The sequence below is a fragment of the Acinetobacter sp. neg1 genome (assembly GCF_000788125.1).
GTDB lineage: Bacteria > Pseudomonadota > Gammaproteobacteria > Pseudomonadales > Moraxellaceae > Acinetobacter > Acinetobacter vivianii.
The window spans coordinates 1-26801 of record NZ_JSZD01000010.1; the positions used below are offsets into that span (position 1 = coordinate 1).

Below are 26801 nucleotides of genomic sequence, written 5' to 3' on the forward strand. Positions count from 1 at the left end.
ATCAACTGTAACGCTCCATAAGCCACCAGTTTGTACGGTCGTGGTGATGTCCACGCCATTGACATTGACTGTGACCACATCACCCACGCTGTATTCACCGGTAACCGTACCGCTAATGGTCTGGTCTGTTGCTGCTTCGCTTGAATCAACAATGCCATCGCCTGCAATCGGGTTAATGGTAATCGTGGTGGTGCTGTTGTCTGGGCCAGTGGTATCGACTGTATAGACCTGAGTATCAGTCACTGTGCTGCTGTTGCCTGCGGCATCGGTGAAGGTTGCTGTTGCATCGATGGTCGCATCGGTATCTGCAAGTAAGTCACTACCTGCCACATCTGCAGTCCATGTACCCGCTGCTGCATCAACAGTCGCTGTGTATGTCACACCATTAATAACGAGTGTAACCACCGTGGTTGCTGCATCCGCTGGGATACCGGTTAAGGTACCTGTTACCGTGATGGTTGTGGTTGATTCTGCGGCATTCAACACGTTGTCTGCAGTCACATCATCAATGGTTAAGGTTGCACCTGTATTATCTGGTGCTGTGGTATCGACTGTATAGACCTGTGTATCAGTGACTGTGCTGCTGTTACCTGCTGCATCGGTGAAGGTTGCAGTCGCATCAATGGTCTTGTCACCATCAGCTACTAAATCACTACCTGCAACATCTGCTGTCCAGTTACCTGTCGCTGCATCGACAGTTGCCGTATAAGTCACACCATTAATAACGAGTGTAACAACTGTTGTTGCTGCATCAGCTGGGATACCTGTCAAAGTACCTGTGATGGTCACAGTGCCAGTTGATTCTGCGGCATTCAACACGTTGTCTGCAGTCACCTCATCAATTGTTAAGGTGGCACCTGTATTATCTGGTGCTGTGGTATCGACAGTATAGGTTTGTGTGTCTGTTATTGTGCTGCTGTTACCTGCTGCATCCGTGAAGGTTGCAGTCGCATCAATGGTTTTATCGCCATCGGCCAACAGGTCACTACCTGCGACATCTGCTGTCCAGTTACCAGTTGCTGCATCGACAGTCGCAGTGTAAGTCACACCATTGATAAGGAGTGTAACAACTGTGGTTGCTGCATCGGCTGGGATATTCGTTAAAGTACCTGTGATGGTCACAGTGCTTGCTGATTCTGCTGCATTCAATACATTATCGGCAGTTACGTCATTAATGCTTAATACCGAACCTGTCGTATCTGGTGCATCCGTATCTACTGTATAGCTTTGATCAGCATTGATTGGTCCAACACCAGTAACTTCAACTGTTACATTGATTTTACTGTCTGTATCTGCTGTTAATTCACTACCTGGAACAGTCACACTCCAGACACCACCTGTTTGTAAGGTAGTCGTGTAATCTGTGCCATTAACATTGACAGTGACTTTATCTCCAACAGTAAAGCTTCCAACTACTGAACCACTGATGGTTTGATCAACACCAGCTTCAGCTGCATTGACGACATTATCCCCAGCAATCGGATTAATCACGACAACTGGTGTGGTGATATCTACCGTGTAAGTAAGGTCTGCTGTAACATTACCAACGTTACCTGCTGCATCTGTTGCCTGAATAGTTACATTAATAGTTTTATCTGCATCAAGCGCCAGTTGACCACCGTCAACTGTAATACTCCATACCCCACCAGTCTGAACTGTTGTAGTAATATCTACGCCATTGATATTGACAATAACGACATCACCAACTTTATATTCGCCTGTTACGCTACCACTAATCGTTTGATCTGTACCAGCTTCTGTTGAGTCCAGAATATTGTCACCAGCAACAGGATTAATCGTAATCGTTGTTGTACTGTTGTCAGGTGCTGTTGTATCAACCGTATAAGTATGATCTGCAGTAACAGTACCAACGCCTGTTACATTTACAGTTACATTAATGGTTTTATCTGCGTCCAATGTAAGCTCAGCGCCAGTAACCTCAATACTCCAGTTTCCGTTGTTATCTAGAGTAGTGGTGTAGTCTGTGCCATTGACATTGACAGTGACCTGATCTCCGACAGTAAAGCTACCAACCACTGAACCACTGATGGTTTGATTGACACCAGCTTCTGCTGCATTCAGAACGTTATCACCTGCAATTGGATTGATGACAACAACAGGTGTGGTGATATCGACAGTATATGTTGCATCAGCAGTTACATTACCGACATTACCTGCTGCGTCTGTTGCCTGAATAGTCACATTAATGGTTTTATCAGCATCAAGAACCAGTTGACCACCGGCAACTGTGATACTCCATAAACCACCCGTCTGAACAGTTGTCGTAATGTTGATGCCATTCACATTAACAGTGACTACATCACCAACACGATACTCTCCTGTGACTTTACCACTGATGATCTGATTAGCACCTGCTTCTGTTGAATCAACAACATTGTCACCCGCAATTGGGTCAATTGTAATTGTAGTCGTGCTGTTATTTGGTGGAGTTGTATCTACAGTTTCTGAGCCTGGTGCAGATGGGTTACCTGCTGGATCTGTAGCAATTGCTGTAACTGTATCGCCATCTTTTAAACCGCCCGGATTAGGTACTGTCCATTCACCTGTGGTTGGGTCAGTAGGAACCTGAACAGTGCTACCATCAGGGAAAGTGACTGTGACCGTTGAACCTGGTTCTGCAGTACCCTTAATTGGGTCAGTGCCGTTGATCGGATCAATTTCTGGCACCGCTGGCGCAGTCACGTCAACAGTATAGCTTTGGGTATCGGTGACTGTGCTACTGTTCCCAGCCGCATCTTTAAAGGTGACTGTTGCATCAATAGTCGTATCACTGTCAGCCAGTAAATCACTACCTGCAACATCTGCAGTCCATTTTCCTGTGGCTGGATCTACAGTTGCAGTATAAGTCTTACCATTAATGACGAGTGTCACAACCGTGCTCGCAGCATCGGCTGGAATACCAGTTAATGTACCTGTAACCTTAACTGTCGAAGTTGATTCTGCTGCATTTAGGACATTATCTGCTGTGACTGGATCAACGCTAAATTCAACGTTATCCGTATTTGGAGGTGTGGTATCAATAACCACCGTTTCCGAGCCTGGTGCAGATGGGTTACCCGCTGGGTCTGTGGCAATTGCTGTAACTGTATCACCATCTTTTAAACCGCCTGGATTTTCTACTGTCCACTCACCTGTAGTTGGGTCAGTAGGAACCTGAACAGTGCTACCATCAGGGAAAGTGACTGTAACAGTTGAACCTGGTTCTGCTGTACCCTTAATTGGGTCAGTACCATTAATCGGATCAATTTCTGGCACCGCTGGTGCAGTCACGTCAACAGTATAGCTTTGTGTATCGGTGACTGTGCTGCTGTTACCCGCCGCATCTTTAAAGGTCACTGTTGCATCAATAGTTGTATCACTGTCAGCCTTTAAATCACTACCTGCAACATCTGCAGTCCAGTTACCTGTTGCGGCATCGACAGTCGCTGTGTAAGTCACGCCATTAATCACAAGTGTCACCACCGTGCTCGCAGCATCGGCTGGTACACCTGTTAATTTACCTGTAATTGTGACAGTCGAAGTCGATTCTGCTGCATTAAGAACATTATCTGCTGTGACTGGATCAACGCTAAATTCAACGTTATCCGTATTCGGTGGAGTGAGGTCTACAGTTTCTGAACCTGGTGCAGATGGGTTACCTGCTGGGTCTGTGGCAATTGCTGTAACTGTATCGCCATCTTTTAAACCGCCTGGATTTTGTACTGTCCATTCACCTGTAGTTGGATCTGTATCAACCTCAACAGTTGACCCGTCAGGAAAAGTGACTGTGACCGTTGAACCTGGTTCTGCAGTACCAGTAATTGGGTCAGTACCATTGATTGGATCAATTTCTGGCACTGCTGGTGCAGTCACATCAACAGTATAACTTTGGGTATCGGTGACTGTGCTGCTGTTACCTGCCGCATCTTTAAAGGTGACTGTTGCATCAATAGTTGTATCACTGTCAGCCTTTAAATCACTTCCTGCGACATCAGCAGTCCATTTACCTGTTGCTGGATCTACAGTCGCAGTATAAGTCTTACCATTAATAACGAGTGTCACAACCGTGCTCGCCGCATCGGCTGGAATACCAGTTAATGTACCTGTAACTTTGACTGTCGAAGTTGATTCTGCAGCATTAAGAACATTATCCGCTGTGACTGGATCTATATTAAATTGAACTCCATCCGTATCTGGAGGTGTTTTGTCAATAACAACTGTTTCCGTACCAGGTGCTGATGGGTTACCTGCTGGGTCTGTGGCAATAACTTTGATGGTATCGCCATCTTTTAAACCGCCTGGGTTAGGTACGGTCCATTCCCCTGTGGTTGGATCGGTAGGAACCTGAACGGTGCTGCCATCCGGGAATGTTACAGTCACCGTCGAACCTGGCTCTGCTGTACCTGTAATTGGATCAGTACCATTGATCGGATCAATTTCTGGCACCGCTGGTGCAGTCACATCAACGGTATAGCTTTGGGAATCGGTAACTGTACTGCTATTACCCGCAGCATCTTTAAAGGTCACTGTTGCATCGATAGTTTTATCACTATCAGCCAGTAAATCACTACCTGCGACATCAGCAGTCCATTTGCCTGTTGCTGGATCTACAGTTGCAGTATAAGTCTTACCATTAATAACGAGTGTCACAACCGTGCTTGCCGCATCGGCTGGAATACCAGTTAATGTGCCTGTAACTTTAACTGTCGAAGTTGATTCTGCTGCATTAAGAACATTATCCGCTGTGACAGGATCTACATTAAATTTAACTGCACTCGTATCTGGAGGTGTGGTGTCTGGATTATTATTTCCCCCATTATCACGCCCATGACCATCGCTGCCTCCGCTTGCTGCCGCAATGATACCGCCAGCGACTAAAGGAACAGCCCATAACCATGGATTCATTCCACCATCATGGTAAAGCAAAGGTTCTACAGATTGAATTGGCTGATAGACAACATCTGAAACTGGAACTTCTGGAGCAGCCTCTGGCACAACAGCTGGAGTCTCTTCTAAGTATACAGCCCCTTCAGTGTCTGCATCTGCATCTGCATCCGCGTCACTATCTGCATCCGCATCATTTTCAGCATCTTTGAAACGTGCCCAAATGAGTTGACCATCTTCGCCCTGAAAAACAAGGCTATTATCTAAATTCGCTCCTTCATTAAAGAAGTTTTGAATAACAATCTGCTCGCCATTTTTCAGTAAAATAACGGCATTAGAACCATCTCTTTTTACTGCTGAGATGTCGTTTACTGGTATTTTCACCAAAACGACTGTGGCCTCAGATGGTAAGGACGCTGTTTTTCCCGTCGTATTTGCAAGGGTTTTATGGCTTTCCTTGGAAATAATTTGTATTTCAGACATGATTATATTCCTCAATTATATATTATTAATTTCAAATCAATTTCTAATTACGTTATTACTGAAGTTAAAATTATTTTTTCAAGTGATAGAGTTCACGACATTACTTTAAATCAAACCGAATAAATGTTAAATAGCTCACAAAACAAAGAAAATAAACTTACATTGAAATAATTTATGACACTTACACAACATTATGTTTTACAACAACAAAAAAAATAAAAATTACTTTACAAAATAAAAAAGTTACACTTTTAAACAAATAAATTTACAAAGAAATAATGAGTTCCTAAAAAGTATTTTAATTAAATTAAACAAACTTTTTAAATATATTATTTAAATTAAAATAAAAACCACTTCCAATACTTTAATTAAATTAAACACACCATTTAACGATATTATTAATTTAAAAACAAAAAAGCCTTTTAAAATAAAAAGGCTTTTTTGAACAAATGAAAAAAATATACAATTAAAAGTTATCAGGATTTTCTAAACGTTTAACTTCTTCTCGTTTACTTGGATGATGCATCGTAGCCACCCCATCATCGGTTTTCTGATCCAATAGAATCTCAGGGTTATAGATGGTAATCGTTTCTCGCCCTAAAGCATCCTCGCCAATAATATATTTAAAGCCACGACGGTTCATCTTGTTACACATGCGTTGATAGAAGCCTTTTAAACCGTCCTTCTCTTCATTTGGATTGTAGTAGAAAGCATTCATCACTGCAGGCAAACCGAGCCCACACACCACACCAGACAGCAATACACTAATAAAGGTATAACCAATCAGAATACTACTGTACTGGCTCAGCTCAGGAATATTTGCAACAGCAAGGATCAAGGCAAGTGAAATACCACCACGCACCCCTCCCCAAGATAAAATCGCCAAGCTACCGTTATAGCTTTTATTACGGAACGATGGGAATAGAGCAAAAGCAGCAAAGTTGGCAGCAAAACGGGAAAGATGCAGGATAATAAAGGCAATAATCCCACCAATAATCAAGTTAGCGCTAAGATCAAGAATAAACAGCTCTAAACCAATTAATGTGAACAGGAAAGAGTTAATAATCCCTTCAACCGTATGCCAGAAGTGATTCACCTCACGTATTTCACGCTGTTCACGAATTTCTTGCCATTTATTACCGACAATCAAACCACCAATGACGCAGGCAATTGGCGCTGACGCATGGGCAAATAGCGCAACCAGATAAGAACCACTGGCCAGCAAGGCTGTGGTTAGGATTAGCGATTCCATCTCATGTTTACCGCGTAATAAACGCAAGATTGCAAAACCGAATCCAAAACCGATAATCACCGCCACAAAAATTTCATAAAGTAAGGTTTCAATAGTTGCCAGTAAGGAAAAATGTTCACCTTGTAAAACTTTTAATAGCGTCATAAATAATGCAATACACATGGCATCATTAAATAAAGACTCACCTTCCAGCTTTACCATGAGATGATGTGGTGCTCGAATTGAACTGAGTACCCCTTTAACCCCAATTGGATCTGTCGCCCCAAGTGCTGCGCCTAATAACAATAAAACGCCAATCGGGACTGGATAGCCAACCAACCATTGAAATAAATACAATAAACCTGCATAAAATCCTGCACATAACACCAGTGCAATGGTGGCTAAAATACCAATAGGTTTCCAGTAATTTCTTAAATCTGAAATTTTAAATTTGAGTGCGGAAGAGGTTAAAATAAAGCAGATAACACCATTAATTAAAAAATCATAAAAATCAATATTTCTTACAGCTGCTTCAATATTATGAATATTAATGGTAATAAACTGATTACCATTTAATAGGCTTGCACCCCACTGTAAAATAAAGACAAAAATTGCTGAAACAATAGGAACACCAATCGCTTGAGGAAACCCAAGTATTCGCTTATTAAAAATGGTCGTGGCAATGGATAATGCAAAAATTACCGTTAATGCTTGTAAAAGAAAAAAATTACCCATACAACCTCTTTATTTATTTCAATTTTCAACACATATCATTTATTTAAACTTTAAAACTCAATGAAACATAAAGTTTAAAGTTCTTTGTTTTTGCAATTGAATAAAGAAGAAAGGTCTATGCTGCAGTTTTACTCACCGATTATTTATTTTTTATACACAAGTGATTTAGATGCAGTAATAAACCAATCATCCTCAATTCAGCATAGACATGTTATTTTACGTTAATTCTTCTTGGGCTTCGTATATCTTCCGTATAAAAATCAAGGACAAAAAACATCCATACTTATGACTTAAACGTGTTGCATTGGTTGACATCACCTGATTTTAAACCAATCTGGAACCACTGCATGCGCTGCTCACTGGTACCATGAGTAAAACTATCAGGCACAACCTGTCCTGTTGCACGGCGCTGTAGATAGTCATCACCAATTTTTTCTGCCGCATCCATCGCCTCTTCAATATCCCCTTGCTCAAGGAATTGAGTACGCTGCTGATTTTGATGCGCCCAGATACCCGCAAAACAGTCAGCTTGTAATTCCAGACGCACAGAAAGTTGATTCCCCTGCGCTTGGCTCGCCTGAGCACGGGCTTGCTGTACCTGATCGGAAATACCTAACAGATTCTGGATATGATGTCCCACTTCATGTGCTATCACATAAGCTTGGGCAAAATCACCAGCCTGATCCTGACGGGAAAGCTCAGTTTGATTCTGCTCACCTGAAATGCCCATCTGCTGGCGCATATCTTTAAAGAAAGAAGTATCAATATAAACCTTTTGGTCTGCTGGACAATAGAATGGTCCCATTGCAGCTTGTGCGGTTCCACAACCTGATCTGACCACGCCACTAAAGAGTACTAAACGAGGTGGCTTATAAGTCATTCCCAATTGCTGGAAAATCGGTGTCCAGGTATCTTCTGTATCAGCCAGCACCGTACCAACAAAATCACTCGCTTCTTTCTGCTCAGCCGTTAAGCTTTGCGGTGCACTGCCTTGCTGAGAAGATTGTGCCGTCACAGCTTGCGTAGCCTGATAAGCCTGTTGCGGATCGACGCCAAAGAATTTCCAGGCAACAAACGCCACTACCAGACCCAATATACTGATACCACCTGCTTTTGCTCCGCCACCACCACGACGGTCTTCAACATTGGTACTGACTCGACGACCTTTCCAGCGCATAACGACCTCACATAATTTTGATGATGACGATTTGGGTTTAAGTTGATGCCTTTGGCCAAACTTTCTGAATCAAGCTGACAATAAGCAATACAATTGCTCCAGCTACCAGACCAATTCCAAGATTGATTAATGTTGGCGTCAATGCACCAATGATTGAACCTACACTTGGAATCAGCTCTAAATGATCAACTGTTTCTTCTGTAAAATGATGCAGTAATGGAATGGTATGCGAGATAATACCGCCACCGACTAAAAACATGGCAATTGTTCCAACAATTGAAAGTGTTTTCATCAAAATTGGAGCAAAACCAAGTAAACCACGTCCTATTTTATTCTTAAACTCAGAAGCCTGCTGGGTTAAATATAAACCTAAATCGTCAATTTTAACGATCATTGCAACCAGACCATACACCCCGACCGTCATGACAATTGCAATAATACTTAATACTGTCACTTTAGTCGTAAACGCTGCTGTTGCAACTGTACCTAACGAAATCACCACAATTTCAGCAGATAAGATAAAGTCGGTACGAATCGCACCTTTTACTTTTTCCTTCTCAAATTTCGCCAGATCAACTTCGACTTCCTGTAAATCTTCACTTGCCTCTTCTGTGGTTTTGGCTTTTTTATGCTTCAAGGTATGAACGACCTTTTCGACACCTTCATAACATAGAAACAGACCACCGATCATCAGTAAGGGATTAATGAGCCACGGCGCAACCACACTAATGAGCAAGGCTAATGGCACCAGAATTAACTTATTAACAAATGACCCTTTTGCAACACTCCAGACAACAGGCAACTCACGATCTGCACGCACACCACTGACCTGTTGTGCATTCAGCGCCAAGTCATCGCCCAATACACCCGCAGTTTTTTTGGCTGCCATTTTGCTCATTACAGCAACGTCATCCAGAATCGTCGCGATATCATCCAGTAATAATAATAAACCACTCGCCATTTTTATTTCCTAATTTGTATTTATGTCGCTATTGTAGATTCCCTCAGTATATTCACAATATTATTTTTCAGAAAAAGTTAAAATTATCGCTGACGAAAAAAATTTATTTCTCGTACAATAATATCAATCTTATATCTATGAAATAACTGAATCTTGGAACATATCATGAGTAATATTGATCAACGTCCAATCATTTTGACAGGCGACCGTCCAACTGGACAACTTCATCTTGGACACTTTGTCGGTTCATTACGATCTCGTGTAGGTCTACAAGACAGTCATCATCAACACCTATTATTGGCTGATGCTCAGGCAATGACAGACAATGCCGATAATCCAGATAAAGTCCGCAACAACATTCTTCAAGTTGCACTAGATTATTTGGCAGTCGGCATTGACCCAACCAAAACCACAATTTGTGTGCAATCTTGCTTACCTGCACTGAATGAATTGACCATGCTTTACCTCAACTACGTGACTGTTGCACGTTTAGAGCGTAACCCAACCATCAAATCTGAGATCCAGATGCGTGGTTTTGAGCGTGATATTCCAGCGGGCTTCCTGTGCTACCCGATTGCGCAAGCGGCAGACATCACTGCATTTAAAGCAACTGTTGTGCCTGTGGGCGAAGATCAGATTCCAATGATCGAGCAAACTAACGAAGTGGTTCGTCGTGTCAACCGTCAAATCGGTCATGACCTATTACCAGAATGTAAAGCACTCTTATCTAACATGGCGCGTTTACCAGGTTTTGACGGTAAAGCAAAAATGTCTAAATCATTAGGCAATACCATCGTGCTGAATGCTTCTGACAAAGACATCAAGAAAGCCGTCAATGCAATGTATACCGATCCAAATCACTTGCGTATTGAAGATCCAGGTCAGGTTGAAGGCAACATCGTATTTACCTATTTAGATGCTTTTGACCCAAATAAAGAAGAAGTGGAAGAATTAAAAGCGCATTATCGTCGTGGTGGTTTAGGTGACGGTATAGTGAAAAAACGTCTGGAAGGTGTATTGAAAGAGCTGATCACGCCAATCCGTGAACGTCGTGCCGAGTTAGAAAAAGATCCTGATTACATCATGGATGTACTCAAACAAGGTACTGAAAAATGTCGTATCATCACTCAACAGACCTTAGACGAAGTGAAAGATGGCTTAGGATTATTTAAATTCTAATTTATGTTATTTTTCACATAAAAAGCCCGATCTCGGGCTTTTTTTAATATAAGCAATTGATTTAAGTTTAATTTTAGAACTTCCCCATAAAATATAAAACTAACACTTTTTGTCACTTATTAACATGTATTAACAGTTATTAACATGAATACCTATGAACTTAGTCGGGATTTTAAATATTATTGCGTTGTAGATTAGCAAACACTAATCTCATGACATTTCTCCTTTCAACCGAAACTGTTTTAAACAGATTCGTTGTTCAACGCAATGACAACCCCAATCATTGCGTTTTTTTTTCGTCTGTAAGAATGTGAACGATTTAGGTTGAAATTCAATCGCGTTAGATTTATTCTTATAACTGTTTTATTTTTATAAAAAATTTATTAATTATCTCTAAAAGAAATAAGAGAAACACTGATGATCTGGGATCTATTAACACACCCTTCTAATCTTATTTTTAGCATTGCTTTAATGCTATGTCTATTTATCGGTGTACTTGAATTTATCTTGCTGTTATTCGGTGGTAGTTCAAGTTTTCTGGAACAGTTTCTCCCTGATAGCCTGACCGATATTGACCATGCCTATGTTTCACTTGAACAGTCGGAAAATCTGTTCACCCAGCTTTTAGAATGGCTCTATCTGGGCAAAGTCCCTTTACTAATCTGGTTAATTATTTTCTTAACTCTTTATGCATTAACAGGCTTGATTATTCAGGATCTTTTTTTCCAATTTACAGAACAATATGTTTCGGCATGGATCATTGCACCTGCCAGCCTGTTTTTGGCCATGCCATTGGTACGTTATAGTGCAGCGCTGATTGCCAAGATTATTCCTAAAGATGAAACCACAGCAATTCAGCATGATGATCTAATTGGTCGTACCGCTCACATTATCTTAGGGGAAGCCAAACCAAACTCCCCTGCACAGGCCAAAGTCAAAGATCAATTTGGTCAAACCCATTACGTCTTGGTTGAACCCGAAATTGATACGGTTTTCCATCAAGGCCAAGACGTTATTTTAACGCAAAGAACCAAAATTGGATTCCAAGCGATTGTTTCCTAGTTTTTATATTTATTACATGAGGGTGTTTAAATGTTGAGTTCAGCATTGACTGAAATTCTAATTATTACAGGTGTTATTTTTGCGGCACTGGTTTTCATCGGTATTGTTATCGCTCGTCTATATACGCGCTCAAGCAAAGAAGTCTCTTTCGTACGTACTGGTTTTGGTGGTGAAAAAGTCATTTTAAATGGGGGTGCAATCGTGCTGCCTGTTTTACATGAAATTATCCCGGTCAACATGAATACATTGCGTCTGGAAGTGAAGCGTGCCGCGGATCAGGCCCTGATTACCCGCGATCGTATGCGTGTCGATGTGATGGCAGAATTCTATGTGCGTGTTAAACCGATTGCAGAATCAATTGCAACGGCGGCACAAACCTTAGGTCGTAAAACCATGTCTCCACCAGAGTTAAAAGATCTGGTTGAAGGTAAATTCGTCGACTCTCTACGTGCCGTTGCCGCTGAAATGGCGATGGAAGAACTGCATGAGAAGCGTGTCGATTTCGTACAGAAAGTTCAGCAAGTGGTCTCGGAAGATTTATCCAAGAATGGCTTGGAGCTTGAAACCGTTTCTTTAACGGGTCTCGATCAAACCAGCTTTAAATTTTTTAACCCGCAAAATGCGTTCGATGCAGAAGGTTTAACCAAACTAACTGAAACGATTGAAGATCGTCGTAAAAAGCGTAACGACATTGAACAAGATGCTGACTTGGCGATCCGTGCAAAAAATCTTGAAGCTGAACGTGCTCGTTTAGAAATTTCACGTGAAGAAGAATATGCAAAGTTACAGCAAGAGCGTGAAATCTCGATTCGTAAAGCTGAACAAACCGCAGAAATCGCCTCTCAAGAAGCAGGTAAAAAACGTGAGGCTGAAGAAGCCCAGATTGCTGCTGAGCGTGAAGTAGAACTAAAACGAATTGCTTCTGCTCGTGATGTTGAAAACGAAAATATTCAAAAAGCACAATTGATTCAGAAAGCACAGGTTGAACAGAAGAAAACCATTGAGCTGGCAGAGCAAGACCGTGCCATTGCCATTGCTGAAAAATCGCGTGCTGAATCAGAAGCCAAAGCGCAAGCTGACAAGGCCCGTGCCGAAGCGGTAAAAGCAGAAGAAGAAGTTGTGACCGTACGTGAAACCCAACGCGCTGAACGTCAAAAAGCAGTTGAACTGGTTGCAGCAAAACAGACTGCTGAGAAAGAAGCGATTGCGATTACCGTTGCTGCGGATGCAGGTAAAAAAGCCGCTGCCGATGAAGCAGAAGCTGTGCGCATTGCGGCAGAAGCTGACGCTGAGAAAATACGCTTAAAGGCCAAAGGTGAAGCAGATGCGAAAGTGCTGCTGGCTCAGGCCCTAGAAAAACAATATCAAGTCGATGCAGAAGGTGCGCGTGCAGTCAATGAGGCAGCCAACACCCTTTCTGCTGAGCAGGTTGAAATGCAGATTCGCTTGGCGTTATTGAAGCATTTACCAGAGATTATCCGTGAAAGCGTGAAACCGATGGAAAATATTGATGACATCAAAATCTTGCAAGTTAATGGCTTAAATGGCTTTGCTGGTGGTTCTGCAACTTCAGGTGAAGCCGTTGAAAACGGTTCAACCTCATTGTCTGATCAAGTGGTGAATAGCGCCTTACGCTACCGTTCACAAGCACCTTTAATTGATAGCCTAATGAATGAACTCGGTCTGCAAGGTGGTGATATCAATGGCTTGACTCAAAGTCTAAATAAGCCAAAAGCAGAATAAGTCCGATATAAATAAAAAAGAGTCTTCATTGTAAGGCTCTTTTTTATTGCACTTTTATTTGTAGTTCACCATGACGGTCGCCTGCGCATTGACACTCCCCGCGACGGCGGCAACATTATCTTTCTTATAATATTTTGCATAGAAGTTTTTAGTTAAAGCTGGATTTGATCCTGTGCCCAACCGACCAAACGAATATTCTGTGCCATAGTTAATCGCTGAATTATTAGATACATCATACACTCGAATGCCGACATTACTGGTTGCAGCATTGCTATTGCTCAATACATTAGTGCTATTCGCGACATTGGCATTATCACTCATCGTAAAGTACAACAAGGTATTAGCTAAGCCATTGCTACAAGTCGCCGTGATTGAAAAAGGCGTTTTCCCGCCAGCTTCCGTACCAGCTGTTGCTAAAGCGCTGGTTGCAATCGTAGGTAAAGTCACAATCGGATTGTTTAAGCTACAGGTTTTGGTATTTTCTGGATTCAGTGTTAATTGCACAAAGCCCGATTGACTATCGATATAACGGTTCGTCCCTTCGGTCATATCCACAGTGACCTTGCCTAAATCCAGCAGTACTGCTGGCGTAGTTTCGGTCAATCCAGAAGTGAAATAAAATTTTAAATTAACAATATTGACGCCTTGAGTCGCAGACTCTCCTGTCGCATTGTTATACAAGCTCACGGTCTTGGCTAAATTAACAACGGGTTTTCCAGACTTGGTATCCTGTATTTGAAAGGTGACATACGCATATTGATTAAAGTAAGGACTACTGCTGTTGACGATTTTGTAATAAGTCGAACCTGCATAAGTGATCGTTTGATCAAAGTTGACGTTACTTCCCACTGTAGTGAAAGATGTAGTTTTTCGGTCAGGGAAATTATCCGTGATTTTGTTTGAACAATTTACCAAAGAATAAGCCGCAATCGATGTGGCAAAGTTGCTAACAAGTGCCCAGTTTGAAGTTGAGTTGGTAATACTACTGGTATTGGTCGCCAAAGGCTGAGTTGGGTTCGAAGTACACACACCATTATCCGTAGCATAAGCATGTTGTCCCAGAGCCATGCCTAAAACAGTAAATAAGAGCGTAAATCCATATTTTTTTAGCATGATTATTTACACTCCACATCGATCATCTGTATACGATTCGGTTGCTTACTTTTCGGAAGCAGTTTTTCTGGTGCATCAATATGGCAAGTGTAAGATTCACTCATTCCCCATTGCACATATAGATCTTGTTTTAATAATTGTGCTTTTTCTATAAATAGCTGATTTGACTGACCAAACATGCCTGCGACTTGTCCTGCCTGATTCACCGCTTGCGCACCAATCGGGATCTGCTGATGTTCACCCTTAACCTGTACATTTAATAAAATATTTGAGCTTTGCTCGACGTCAAATTTGATTAAGGTTGAACTATAACGACGTGGAATCACGTCAGCCTGATTCGCAGTTAAATTCACATCCAGAGGCAAATGCTTGGTATCTAAACGGATGGTATTGGCTTCATAAGGAGAAACATTGGCATAAATCGCATTGCCCCAATAATCGATTTTACTTCCCCATGCATTAACAACATCAGCGCCATGCGCACCCTTTGCATGAACAATGGTAAAAGTGTCCGATAAATTATTGGTCGCAGTAATTCCATAAGGATGAGCAACAATGGCTCCTTTGGCACTGAAACCATATTGGGTCTGATCATCACTCCAGCCCGTCACAGCACCCAGTTGTATTTGAGGTAAGCTATAATTCATATTGGCTGAAACAGCAGAATTATTTTTTCCATTGTTCCAGTTCTGAGTCGTGGTTAACCCATAATTGAATTGATTATTTTCCCCTAATGTTCCCGTGAGACCTACATTTGCTGTGGTTGGATGACCGACGTTATCTGCATATTGAATATTCGAATATAAATTTGCCTGCTTTTTACGCCACTCTAAAGGTAAAGAGAAGCTCAGATATACCTTATTTTCTTTTCCAAAATCATTTAACTGATTATTATTTTGACTATAACCGATAGAATAGCTCAATCTATTCCAGCGATTGCTATAGTTAATACTATACTGCACATAATCTTTATCTGTATTCCAGTATTTATTTTGAGTTGCATTTAAATAAACAGAGCCAAAACCCTCTTTAAAGTTCTGATAAAGCGAAATATTAAATTGCTGTTTTAATAAATAGGTGAGGAAAAGACTATCGATTTCAGCTTGATTCAAATCATTAAAATTTCGTAAAGACATAGTATTACTTAATGTCATGTATTCACGATCTTGATATTGTGCTGAAACGTTCAAAAAAGTATTAAGCGGACTATAGCTATATTGATAAGCAGCTTTATACCGCCAACCTGCATAGTCATTTTTTGCTAAGGTCGCATTTGATTTTTCCGCATCAAACCTTAGTCCACCCAGTCGAGTATTTTGTCCAAAACCGAATAAATAACTCTGAAAAACATGACTGAGATTGCTGCCAAGATATAAGCTGGAATAGTTGCTCAAGCCATATTCAGCGCTGAGCTGACCAATATAATCATCTGATGTTTTATTGTTGATTTTGTATTGCCCAGAAGCAATGTTGTAATTTAATTGCCCCATTCGAACAAGGTTCATATTCCCTTGCATCGGTACAATAAAGCTATGTTTTTCCCCGCCATTTTCAGTGACCTGAACAGTTAAATCACCATTGTTATTGACCGCTGTGAGATCATTAAACTCAAACTCACCAGCAGGTACTGTACGTTCGTAAATTTTTCGGCCATTCTGAAATACAGAAACCAAAGCATTGGTGTTGGCCAAACCACGAATCAAAGGTGCATAGCTGCGTTGCGACATCGGAAGCATACTAATATCGGAAGCAAGCTGTAAGCCTCGTATTTGCGCCGAATCAATCGCATAAGTCTGGGTATTAAAGTCACCCATTTCCAGCCGTGCTTTCAGAGCAGGAATATCTGTAGACAATACATTCAGATAAGATTGATAACCGCCGAGTTGCGTTCCATCTGAGTCAAAACTTCCCGCATGACGAAAGTTAAAACGACTGAAATTGAATCCACCGGTTAAATTCAGATAATTGCTGCTAACTTGTTCTTGCTGGTTCAATTTACTGGTGTAACGATTAAAATCGTAACCGATATAAGCAGCAGTAACCCCCTGATCAAATCGTTCAGGTGCAATATATCCTTCTGGCCGTTGATTAATAATTGCTAAAGGTAAAGAAATATCCAGACTTAATGCCGACATATCCAGATCATAGTAGGCATCTGGATTGAGCTCTTTAATTGTGAGACATGGTTTTTTAGGTAGTTTTTCCAAGACTTCTGGACGTAAATCCAGTCGTTTCAACAGTTGTTCATCAATACATAGCACCGCCGTCAGCTCGGCATTTAAATGATCGAATTTAAGCGTAAGCTGACCCAATGAGCGATGATTATTAATACTGGTATTGAGTGAGTACACACCCGCAGCAACGCCATTGGTCTGGCGGAATGAAGTTAGATCAATGTCCTGATTGCGTCCGCCAAACAATGCACGTGCATCAAAGGTATAAATTCGATTATTTGATTCATCTCTCGCTTGTAATTTATGATTTATATTTTCTGCTGCGTAAGTACCCTGCATGCATAAAATAATAATGCTATATCTTAATGCATATTTCATTTATTCTTCGCCATTTATGACGGCTTGATAAGCCTGATTTCCACCATAATCATTAATCAGTAAATAGCTAATTTTTTGAGGCTTAAATTGAATTGCCGGTTTAAAACTCTCCGTAGAATAAGGTGCAATCATTAAAGGATCAGCATAAACAAAATTCTCTTTTTCCGGATTCAAACTGACATTATAAAAATTTACATAATAAGGAGATGGGTTATTCACCGTCACGCTTTTATTAGTTTCATTATATTTAAAGGTAACACTTGAAAATGCTTTTTCCTGTGAGATTTTTAAATTGACAGGACGATAAAATAGTTTAATACGTGAACGAATCGACACCTGTAATTTATTTTTTTCTGCTGTCTCTACCTGTTCAGATGCAGGCATATCCAAAATATTAAACCAATATAAGCTTTCTCTATCCTGAGGCAAAGCTGAGGTATCTTTCGCAATTAAGCGAAGCATTTGACCTTTGTTTGAAGCAATTTGGGCCAAAGGAGGCGTTAAGATAAACGGAATCTTATCCGCCTCTGGGATCTGATGCGGGTCACCATTGTCTAACCATGCCTGAATTAATGCAGGACGATCATCAGGATTGTTCAATTGAACAGTGACCGTATTTTGGTTGGAAGGAAAAATAATACGCGTCCCTGTAATCGTCACTCCTGCAAATGTTGCAGTAGAGATTGAACTGAGCATTGCAATACGAAAGGCAATCGATGAGATACGCATATTCTTATATTTCCCCTGAACCAACCAAAATGAAACTACAATTACTTATAAATAATGCTGTAGCTTACTGATGACGTTACTGCACCAGCAGTTGTCGCACCTGTTGCGAAATAACGAGCAAAGTAATTGAAGTCATTGCTATTTGTACCAGCAGAAACACCTACACTGCTCAACTGAGCTGGTGCTGGCGCATTTACATCAATAACAGACTGGTTATTCGTCAACAACTGGATATCTACCAGTGTTGCCCCGCTTGTAGCTGTATTAATTAAACGACCTGCTGCATTAACTTTAGCAACTTCTGATTCGAAGTAAGGCGTTGCATTTAAGCTGCTTGCTGTACAACCAGCACCCGATAAGTTGATTTTAAATGCAGTAGTACCCGCCGTTGCATTCGCAGCGCCCAAAGCAGCCGTATTCACAGTTGGTAAAGTTACAGATGCAGATGCATTGCCACTTCCAGCAACGTTAGCACTACAAGTTCCAGCAACAAGCTGACCAGTAAAAGTGATCACGCCAGTTGCAGCAAAAGTCGTAGATGTTGCACATACAGCTAGGAGAGCAAGCCCTAAACTTAATTTTTTCATTTGAGAGTATCCATAAAAATTTGATTGATTTTTCATTACTTAGCTTCACCCCAAATTGTTTAAAATCTTTGTAAAAAAGCTATGCAATTCAGAAACAATAATATACACAAAAACAACATTTTCAATAAAAATTTGCAAACCAAATCACACTTTCACAGATTAATACACAATAATACGAGTTTTGTATTTTTCATGATTTAAAACATAAACTTAAAAATACCAGAGATTAAAATCACTCTTTTTTATGCTTTTCCTTTTTGGTCAGAAGGTGAATATTTTTGTCACTTTGGTACAAGTTATTGAAATTTAAACAACTCATCTAAATTTTAAAAATGTATAAAAAATAGACAAACACATGATGTTTTATTCTTCTTTTTAACTTATTCGCTTAATTTTAATTTTTACTTATGAATGGTTTCTTTCGTCAAAATCCACTTATATTTTTAGGTCTCATCCAAATTTTTCAGACAATAAAAAAAACCCCAATGTCTCCATTGGGGCTTTTTAAAGATTAAAAATCTAACGTATTACGCTAAACCTTTCTCTTTTAAAACTTGCAACATCGTTGAACCAAGCTCAGCTGGGCTACGAGTGTAAGCCATTCCCGCACGTTCAAATGCAGCGAATTTCTCTTCAGCAGTACCTTGACCACCAGAAATGATCGCACCAGCGTGACCCATACGCTTACCTTTAGGCGCAGTTACACCAGCGATGTAACCGACTACAGGTTTAGTCACGTTAGATTTGATGAATTCAGCAGCTTCTTCTTCCGCTGTACCACCGATCTCACCGATCATGATGATTGCATCAGTATCTGGATCGTCTTGGAACAATTGAAGCGCTTCGATTTGGTTCATACCTGGGATTGGGTCACCACCAATACCGATACAAGTAGACTGACCTAAACCAAGCTTAGTTGTTTGAGCAACAGCTTCATAAGTCAATGTACCTGAACGTGAGATGATACCAATACGACCTGGTTGGTGAATGTGACCAGGCATAATACCAATCTTACATTCGCCTGGAGTGATCACGCCTGGGCAGTTAGGACCAACTAAACGAGTACCGTTACCGTTAGTTTCCAAGTAGCGTTTTGCTTTAAGCATGTCGATTGTTGGAACACCTTCAGTGATCACAACGATTAGGCCAACACCTGAATCAACCGCTTCAACGATTGAATCTAAAACGAATGGAGCTGGTACATAGATTACAGATGCATCAGCATTTGTTTCACGTACAGCTTCTTTCATTGTGTTGAATACTGGTAGGTCAAGGTGAGTTGTACCACCTTTACCTGGAGTAACACCACCAACAACTTTTGTACCGTAGTCTAAAGCTTGTGCAGAGTGGAAAGTACCGTTTTTGCCAGTAAAACCTTGTACCAATACTTTAGTGTCTTTATTAATTAATACGCTCATGATTGATACTCCTTACGCTTTAACTGCAGCTACAACTTTTTCTGCGGCATCAGATAAACCGTTCGCAGAAATTAATTTCAAACCAGATTCATCAAGTAATTTAGCACCTAACTCAGCGTTGTTACCTTCTAAACGAACAACAACTGGAACAGTTACGTTTACTTCTTGAACCGCTGCAATAATTGCTTCAGCAATCATGTCACAACGTACGATACCACCGAAGATGTTGATTAAAACACCTTGTACAGAAGTATCAGCAAGGATGATTTTGAACGCTTCGATTACGCGCTCTTTAGTTGCACCGCCACCAACGTCAAGGAAGTTTGCAGGCTGACCACCATAAAGTTTAATGATGTCCATTGTTGCCATTGCAAGACCAGCACCGTTAACCATACAACCGATGTTACCTTCTAAAGCAACATAGTTAAGGTCAAATTCAGATGCTTTTAATTCACGCTCATTCTCTTGAGATTTGTCACGTAAAGCAGCAACTTTAGGTAAACGGTAAAGCGCGTTAGAGTCGATACCTACTTTCGCATCAACACATAAAATATCGCCATTTTCACGAACTGAAAGTGGGTTAATTTCAAATAATGCAAAGTCATTTTCTACAAATGCTTGATAAGCAGCGCCCATAATTTTTACAAATTGGCTAACTTGCTTGTCTTTCAAACCTAAAGCAAACGCAACTTCACGTGCTTGGAATGGTTGTAAGCCAACTAATGGATCAACTTCAACTTTGATAATTTTTTCTGGAGTTTCTTCCGCAACTTTCTCGATTTCTACACCACCTTCGGTAGAAGCCATGAAAGTAATACGACGGCTAGAACGGTCTACAACCGCGCCTAAGTAAAGCTCACGCTCAACTGGGTAAACGTCTTCAGCAACGATGATGCTGTTAACTGGTTGACCATTTGCATCAGTTTGATACGTTACAAGACGAGTACCAATGATGTTGTTAGCAAATTCGATGACATCTTCTTTAGATTTTGCAACTTTAACGCCGCCAGCCTTACCACGACCACCAGCATGAACTTGCGCTTTCATTACAGCGAATTTACCACCAAGCTGTTCAAATGCAGCAACTGCTTCGTCTGCATTTGTTGCCAAGATACCTTCTTGTACTGGCATGCCATATTCTTTCAATAATGCTTTAGCTTGATACTCATGTAAGTTCATTTAGTTACCTACTATGTTGTTTGTGTGATACAGCTAGATCTTCTTAAAATCAGGCTGCTACATATTGAATAAATGATTGCCCGAACCAGACAATCATCATCATTCAAAAAAGTGTGGCGAACCACACTTTATATTTATTTACGCTTGCGTTGAATCGCGTGGATTGCACGACCATCTACAGCAAGTGCAGCTTCATGAACAACTTCAGAGAATGTTGGATGACCAAATGTCATTAACTGAAGATCTTCAACAGAAGATACAAATTCAAGAGCGATCATACCTTGGTGTACGATATCAGATGCAGCAGGCCCAATGACATGCATACCTAATAAACGGTCAGTTTTTGCATCAGCAACAAACTTAACAAAACCAGCACCTTCACCCGCCGCTAAAGCACGACCATTTACAGCAAAACCGAATTGACCAGTTTTAACTTCATGACCTTTTTCTTTAGCTTGTTCTTCAGTTAAACCAACCCATGCCGCTTCCGGATGTGTATAGATAACAGAAATGATTGTGTCGTAGTTCACTTGAGCTGCATGACCGTGGATACGTTCAACAGCCATTACACCTTCTTCCATTGCTTTATGAGCAAGCATTGGACCACGAACTAAGTCACCAATCGCATATACACCTTCTACAGAAGTTGCACAGTGATCATTTACTTCAACTAGACCACGTTCAGTTAGTTTAATGCCTGAATCATCAGCCAATAAACCTTCTGCATAAGCTTTACGACCTACACAAACGATTAACTTATCAAAAGTCTGAGTTTTTTCTTCGCCACCTTGAGTGTATTTAACAGTCACTTCACGACCATTAACTTCTGTACCAGCAACTTTAGCGCCAATACGAATATCAAGACCTTGCTTAGTTAAAAGTTTTTGGTAGTCTTTTGCCAAAGCTTTATCAGCCATTGGTAAAAATGCATCCATTGCTTCAAATACAACAACTTCAGCACCAAGACGACGCCAAACAGAACCAAGTTCTAAACCAATTACACCAGCACCAATAACACCTAAACGTTTAGGTACTTCTGGGAAGTTTAATGCGCCAGTTGAATCAACAATAATATCTTGATCTACAGGAGCTACTGGAATATTTACAGGTACAGAACCAGACGCAAGAATTACGTATTTAGGTTCTAAAACTTGAGTCTCACCTTCATGTGAAACAAACTCAACTTTTTTACCAGCAAGTAATTTACCAGTACCTTTTAACCACTCAATACCATTGCCTTTAAGCAATTGATCGATACCACCCGTTAATTGGTCAACAATTTTGTCTTTACGAGCAAGAAGCTTAGCAAGATCAAAATTCACTTCACCAGTCGTAATACCGTGATCAGCTAAATGATGCACTGTATCTTCATAACGATGTGAAGAGTCAAGCAATGCTTTAGAAGGGATACAACCTACGTTTAAGCATGTACCACCTAAAGATGGCTTCCCGTTGTGAATACGTTTTTCGATACAAGCGACTTTGAAACCAAGTTGAGCTGCACGAATCGCCGCTTCATAACCACCAGGTCCACCGCCAATGACAACAAGATCAAACTGTTGAGACATCTTTATCTCCAATGAATCTCCCCTATCTTCTTTTATCAGAGAAGAAATTTTCACAAACCTTGAAACTGATCAGTCTTGTGAAAGTCCCTCTTGTAATTCAAGAGAGACTTAGGGGGATTTTTAAATAAAAAATTATAGGTCAAGAATGAGTTTAGCTGGCTCTTCTAACAATTCTTTGATTGTTACCAAGAAACCTACAGCTTCTTTACCATCGATTAAACGGTGGTCATAAGAAAGCGCTAAGTACATCATTGGCAAGATTTCAACTTGACCATTCACCGCCATAGGACGCTCTTGGATTTTGTGCATACCCAAGATTGCAGTTTGTGGCTGGTTTAAAATAGGAGTTGAAAGCAATGAACCGAAAGTACCGCCGTTCGTGATTGTGAACGTACCGCCAGTCATGTCTTCGATGCCTAACTTACCGTCACGTGCTTTGAAAGCATAATCACGGATACCGTTTTCAACTTCAGCATAGTTCATACGGTCAGTATCACGAAGTACAGGAACAACCAGACCACGGTCAGAAGAAACTGCTACACCGATGTCATAGAAACCGTGATAAACGATATCGTCGCCATCAATAGATGCATTTACAGCTGGGTAGCGTTTTAGCGCTTCAGTTGCTGCTTTAACGAAGAAAGACATAAAGCCTAAACGAGCACCATGACGTTTTTCGAAAGCATCTTTATATTGCTTACGCATTTCCATGATTGGCTTCATGTTAACTTCGTTGAATGTTGTTAACATTGCAGTTTGTTGTGTAGCCGCTAATAAACGCTCAGCAACACGCTTACGTAAACGTGTCATTGGAACACGTTTCTCGATACGCTCGCCTACAGCAACGCTTAATGGTTGAACTGATGTACCTGGCTTATGGTTCACAACATCTTCTTTAGTGATGCGACCACCACGGCCTGTACCTTGAACGTCAGCAGCATTGATACCAGTTTCAGACAATGCTTTACGTACTGCAGGTGCTTGGTTTTGATCAACAGGTTGAGTTGACGCAGCAGCCGCAGGTGCAGACGCAGCAGGCGCCGCTTCTGCTGGTGCAGCAGCTTCAGGAGCAGCCGCAGAAACAGCACCAGCTTCGAATTGAGCAATCACTTCGTCAGAAAGAACTGTGTCGCCTTCATCTTTGATGATTGCAACTAAGCTACCATCAGCTGGAGCAACCACTTCTAAAACAACTTTATCGGTTTCAATGTCACAGATCACTTCATCACGTGATACAGGTTCACCTACTTTCTTGTGCCAAGTTGCGATCGTACCGTCAGCAACTGACTCTGGAAATACCGGTGCTTTAATTTCGGTTGCCATTATTTAGAATCTCCTGATTGTTCAACTTCAATAGCAAGTGCGTCATTGATGAGCTGAGCTTGTTGTTTTGCATGCAAGTATGGCGAGCCACAAGCAGGTGCGGCAGATGCTTCACGACCAGCATAGCTAATACGGATTTGTTTACCAGATTTAAGAACGTCTTCATACAACCGAGGAACGATGAATAACCAAGCGCCTTGGTTCTTCGGCTCTTCTTGTGCCCAAACAAGTTCTTGAATGTTTGGATAAGCAGCCATAACTTCAGCTAGGCGTTGCTCTGGGTATGGATACAATTGTTCGATACGAACGATCGCAACATGGTTTAAACCAAGCTCACGACGTTTTTCGAGTAAATCGTAATAAACCTTACCACCACAAAGCACTAGACGAGTTACGTCAGCCTTGTTGATTTGATCAATTTCATCGATCACAGTTTGGAATGAACCGTTTGCCAATTCATCAAGTGTTGAAGTCGCAAGTTTATGACGTAATAACGATTTTGGTGACATTACGATCATTGGCTTACGAATCGGACGAACTGCCTGACGACGTAACGCATGGAAAATTTGCGCTGGTGTCGTTGGTGTCATCACTTGCATGTTGTCTTCAGCACATAGCTGTAAGAAACGTTCTAAACGTGCAGACGAATGCTCTGGACCTTGACCTTCATAACCGTGTGGTAACAACATTGTTAGACCACAAACACGCTCCCACTTGGTTTCACCCGAAGCGATAAACTGGTCAATTACAACTTGTGCACAGTTTGCGAAGTCACCGAATTGAGCTTCCCAAACGATCAAGCTTTTCGGTAAAGTGGTTGAGTAGCCATATTCAAATGCAAGAACAGCTTCTTCAGACAATAAAGAATCATAAATCGCAGTACGCGGTTGATTTTCTTTAATGTGGCAAAGCGGAATATAAACAGAACCATCAGTTTGGTTATGTAATTTCGCATGACGGTGTGAGAATGTACCACGACCAACGTCTTCACCTGTGATACGCACAAGGAAGCCATCATCAAGCAAAGTTGCATAAGCTAAGGTTTCAGCAGCACCCCAGTTAAGTGGCATTTCACCTGTTTGCATTTTCGCACGGTCATCAATTACTTTTTGAACTTGACGCTGTAATACAAAACCTTCTGGTAATGTATTCATCTTCTGACCAAGCTCTTTCAAACGATCGATGCTGAATGAAGTATCCCAAATGTCTGTATATTCATGACCCAAATATGGAGTCCAATCAACAAACATTTTTTTGTTCGGTTCACGAACAAGCGCATTGGCAACGTGGTTACCCGCTTCTAGATCAGAACGATAGCCTTCAACCATTGCATCGGCACTTGCACGATCAAGAATTTTTTCTTGAACCAGTTGATCAGCATATAAAGTACGTGTTGTCGCTTTCTTGCTGATGACTTGATACATCAATGGTTGTGTTGCAGACGGCTCATCCGCTTCGTTATGACCGCGACGGCGGTAGCAGAACAAGTCTAGGATAACGTCTTTACGGAATTCATGACGGAAATCATGCGCGATTTGAGTCGCAAAAATAACAGCTTCAGGATCATCACCATTCACATGGAAAATTGGTGACTGAATCATTTTAGCAACGTCAGTACAGTATTCTGTAGAACGCGTGTCACGTGGGTCAGAAGTCGTGAAACCAACTTGGTTGTTAATCACGATATGAACAGTACCACCTACCGTGTAACCACGAGTTTGTGACATCTGGAAGGTTTCCTGGTTCACACCTTGACCTGCAAATGCAGCATCACCATGAACGATTACAGGAAGAACGTCATCACCGCCAATATCTTTACGACGTACTTGACGCGCACGAACCGAACCTTCAACTACTGGACCAACAATTTCTAAGTGAGATGGGTTAAACGCTAATGCCAAGTGAACTTCGCCACCTGGAGTCATTACGTTTGAAGAGAAGCCTTGGTGATACTTAACGTCACCAGAACCTTTTTTATGCAGGCTCTTGCCTTCGAATTCACCAAAAAGGTCAGCTGGGTTTTTGCCCATGATGTTGACAAGAAGGTTGAGACGACCACGGTGTGGCATACCAATCACAACTTCTTTACAACCTACGCTACCCGCACGTTGAATGATTTCGTTCATCATTGGAATAAAAGACTCACCGCCTTCTACACCAAAACGTTTAGCACCAACGAACTTATTACCAAGATACTTTTCCAGGCCTTCAGCAGCGGTCAAACGCTCAAGGAAGCCTTTTTTCTGATCATTGGTATAATTGAATTTGCCGCGAACACCTTCTAAACGCTGTTGAATCCAACGCTTTTCTTTAGTGTCAACGATATGCATGTATTCTGCACCAATTGAACCGCAGTAAGTTGCTTCCATGGCTTCAACCATTTCAGACAATGTTGCTTCTGCTTTTCCAATTGCGAGGTTGCCTGTATTGAATACAGTATCGAGATCTGATTTAGTTAAACCGTGAGCAGATAAATCGAGGTCAGGAACTTCTTCGCGTTTCGCAAGACCTAATGGATCGAGTTTAGCTTTTTGATGACCACGGTTACGGTAAGCAGCGATTAATTGTAATACACCAATTTGACGACGCTCATGTTCTGTACTTACAGTGCTTTGAACAACAGGTTGAACTCGGCTTGCATTACGACCCAGAAGGAGGAATTGCTCGCGCACACTGCCGTGTGGTTGATCACCTTTAGGGTATTTATCGAAATATTCACGCCAATCCTCTGACACTGAGGTTGGAGAAGTTAGGTACTGTTCGTATAGCTCTTCAATATACGCTGCACTATCAGCGGAAAGTTCAGTGTCAAGACGCAATGCGTCAGCAACTTCTTGCATTTTTGGACCCATTTCCTATTGCAAAAAATAATACAGG

At 41.2% G+C, this 26801-nt stretch carries 16 protein-coding genes; 3 read left to right on the forward strand and 13 right to left on the reverse strand.

Annotation, left to right across the window (positions count from 1 at the left end; all coding sequences use genetic code 11):
* The 4 genes from PJ15_RS18330 to PJ15_RS07755 form a co-directional block, all read right to left on the reverse strand.
* Window positions 1–5367: Ig-like domain-containing protein (locus tag PJ15_RS18330; protein WP_081402761.1), on the reverse strand; the 5367-nt coding region annotated here is incomplete at its 3' end.
* 466 nt (window positions 5368–5833) lie between these two features.
* On the reverse strand, window positions 5834–7333 hold the full coding sequence (locus PJ15_RS07745; protein ID WP_047429514.1) for a cation:proton antiporter: 1500 nt from the start codon (window positions 7331–7333) through the stop codon (window positions 5834–5836).
* A gap of 283 nt (window positions 7334–7616) precedes the next feature.
* Window positions 7617–8510, reverse strand: a complete 894-nt coding sequence (locus tag PJ15_RS07750; RefSeq protein WP_047429515.1) for a neutral zinc metallopeptidase — start codon at window positions 8508–8510, stop codon at window positions 7617–7619.
* Between the two features lie 37 nt (window positions 8511–8547).
* Window positions 8548–9471 (reverse strand): DUF808 domain-containing protein, encoded by a 924-nt coding sequence (locus PJ15_RS07755; protein WP_004775147.1) that lies wholly within the window; start codon window positions 9469–9471, stop codon window positions 8548–8550.
* A gap of 165 nt (window positions 9472–9636) precedes the next feature.
* Between PJ15_RS07755 and trpS the strand changes: the two genes are divergently transcribed.
* The 3 genes from trpS (at window position 9637) to PJ15_RS07770 (ending at window position 13455) form a co-directional block, all read left to right on the forward strand.
* Entirely contained in the window at window positions 9637–10650 is a 1014-nt protein-coding gene (gene trpS / locus PJ15_RS07760) for a tryptophan--tRNA ligase (protein WP_047429516.1), read from the forward strand.
* A gap of 417 nt (window positions 10651–11067) precedes the next feature.
* Window positions 11068–11712, forward strand: coding sequence for a YqiJ family protein (locus PJ15_RS07765; protein WP_047429517.1), 645 nt, complete (start codon window positions 11068–11070; stop codon window positions 11710–11712).
* Window positions 11713–11742: 30 nt separating this feature from the next.
* Window positions 11743–13455 (forward strand): flotillin family protein, encoded by a 1713-nt coding sequence (locus PJ15_RS07770; RefSeq protein ID WP_047429518.1) that lies wholly within the window; start codon window positions 11743–11745, stop codon window positions 13453–13455.
* 54 nt (window positions 13456–13509) lie between these two features.
* Here PJ15_RS07770 and PJ15_RS07775 read toward each other — a convergent pair whose 3' ends face one another.
* From PJ15_RS07775 to PJ15_RS07815, 9 genes are all read right to left on the reverse strand, one after another.
* On the reverse strand, window positions 13510–14568 hold the full coding sequence (locus PJ15_RS07775; RefSeq protein WP_047429519.1) for a fimbrial protein: 1059 nt from the start codon (window positions 14566–14568) through the stop codon (window positions 13510–13512).
* Between the two features lie 2 nt (window positions 14569–14570).
* Window positions 14571–17120 carry a fimbria/pilus outer membrane usher protein gene (locus PJ15_RS07780; protein ID WP_047429521.1) on the reverse strand — a complete coding sequence of 850 codons (2550 nt, stop codon included), beginning with the start codon at window positions 17118–17120 and terminating at the stop codon, window positions 14571–14573.
* Window positions 17121–17849: a molecular chaperone gene (locus PJ15_RS07785; protein WP_047429522.1), complete on the reverse strand. Its 729-nt coding sequence runs from the start codon at window positions 17847–17849 to the stop codon at window positions 17121–17123.
* 41 nt (window positions 17850–17890) lie between these two features.
* On the reverse strand, window positions 17891–18436 hold the full coding sequence (locus tag PJ15_RS07790; protein ID WP_047429523.1) for a fimbrial protein: 546 nt from the start codon (window positions 18434–18436) through the stop codon (window positions 17891–17893).
* A 527-nt stretch (window positions 18437–18963) separates the two neighbouring features.
* Complete coding sequence (gene sucD, locus PJ15_RS07795; protein WP_003655479.1) at window positions 18964–19854, reverse strand: succinate--CoA ligase subunit alpha; 891 nt, start codon at window positions 19852–19854, stop codon at window positions 18964–18966.
* A gap of 12 nt (window positions 19855–19866) precedes the next feature.
* Window positions 19867–21033, reverse strand: coding sequence for an ADP-forming succinate--CoA ligase subunit beta (gene sucC, locus PJ15_RS07800; RefSeq protein WP_004640348.1), 1167 nt, complete (start codon window positions 21031–21033; stop codon window positions 19867–19869).
* Between the two features lie 134 nt (window positions 21034–21167).
* The gene (lpdA, locus tag PJ15_RS07805) at window positions 21168–22601 is read right to left on the reverse strand and encodes a dihydrolipoyl dehydrogenase (protein ID WP_004775161.1); all 1434 of its coding nucleotides are present in this window, start codon (window positions 22599–22601) and stop codon (window positions 21168–21170) included.
* A 132-nt stretch (window positions 22602–22733) separates the two neighbouring features.
* Complete coding sequence (odhB, locus tag PJ15_RS07810) at window positions 22734–23924, reverse strand: 2-oxoglutarate dehydrogenase complex dihydrolipoyllysine-residue succinyltransferase (protein ID WP_004775163.1); 1191 nt, start codon at window positions 23922–23924, stop codon at window positions 22734–22736.
* Window positions 23924–26764 (reverse strand): 2-oxoglutarate dehydrogenase E1 component, encoded by a 2841-nt coding sequence (locus PJ15_RS07815; RefSeq protein WP_004775165.1) that lies wholly within the window; start codon window positions 26762–26764, stop codon window positions 23924–23926. Before PJ15_RS07815 ends, odhB begins: the two co-directional genes overlap by 1 nt.
* Window positions 26765–26801: the final 37 nt, after the last annotated feature.

What these genes read in the sequence shown, in the direction of transcription:
- PJ15_RS07745 (WP_047429514.1), bottom strand. Translation starts at nt 7,333, where the DNA reads ATGGGTAATTTTTTTCTTTTACAAGCATTAACGGTAATTTTTGCATTA.
- PJ15_RS07750 (WP_047429515.1), bottom strand. Translation starts at nt 8,510, where the DNA reads ATGCGCTGGAAAGGTCGTCGAGTCAGTACCAATGTTGAAGACCGTCGT.
- PJ15_RS07755 (WP_004775147.1), bottom strand. Translation starts at nt 9,471, where the DNA reads ATGGCGAGTGGTTTATTATTATTACTGGATGATATCGCGACGATTCTG.
- trpS (WP_047429516.1), top strand. Translation starts at nt 9,637, where the DNA reads ATGAGTAATATTGATCAACGTCCAATCATTTTGACAGGCGACCGTCCA.
- PJ15_RS07765 (WP_047429517.1), top strand. Translation starts at nt 11,068, where the DNA reads ATGATCTGGGATCTATTAACACACCCTTCTAATCTTATTTTTAGCATT.
- PJ15_RS07770 (WP_047429518.1), top strand. Translation starts at nt 11,743, where the DNA reads ATGTTGAGTTCAGCATTGACTGAAATTCTAATTATTACAGGTGTTATT.
- PJ15_RS07775 (WP_047429519.1), bottom strand. Translation starts at nt 14,568, where the DNA reads ATGCTAAAAAAATATGGATTTACGCTCTTATTTACTGTTTTAGGCATG.
- PJ15_RS07780 (WP_047429521.1), bottom strand. Translation starts at nt 17,120, where the DNA reads ATGAAATATGCATTAAGATATAGCATTATTATTTTATGCATGCAGGGT.
- PJ15_RS07785 (WP_047429522.1), bottom strand. Translation starts at nt 17,849, where the DNA reads ATGCGTATCTCATCGATTGCCTTTCGTATTGCAATGCTCAGTTCAATC.
- PJ15_RS07790 (WP_047429523.1), bottom strand. Translation starts at nt 18,436, where the DNA reads ATGAAAAAATTAAGTTTAGGGCTTGCTCTCCTAGCTGTATGTGCAACA.
- sucD (WP_003655479.1), bottom strand. Translation starts at nt 19,854, where the DNA reads ATGAGCGTATTAATTAATAAAGACACTAAAGTATTGGTACAAGGTTTT.
- sucC (WP_004640348.1), bottom strand. Translation starts at nt 21,033, where the DNA reads ATGAACTTACATGAGTATCAAGCTAAAGCATTATTGAAAGAATATGGC.
- lpdA (WP_004775161.1), bottom strand. Translation starts at nt 22,601, where the DNA reads ATGTCTCAACAGTTTGATCTTGTTGTCATTGGCGGTGGACCTGGTGGT.
- odhB (WP_004775163.1), bottom strand. Translation starts at nt 23,924, where the DNA reads ATGGCAACCGAAATTAAAGCACCGGTATTTCCAGAGTCAGTTGCTGAC.
- PJ15_RS07815 (WP_004775165.1), bottom strand. Translation starts at nt 26,764, where the DNA reads ATGCAAGAAGTTGCTGACGCATTGCGTCTTGACACTGAACTTTCCGCT.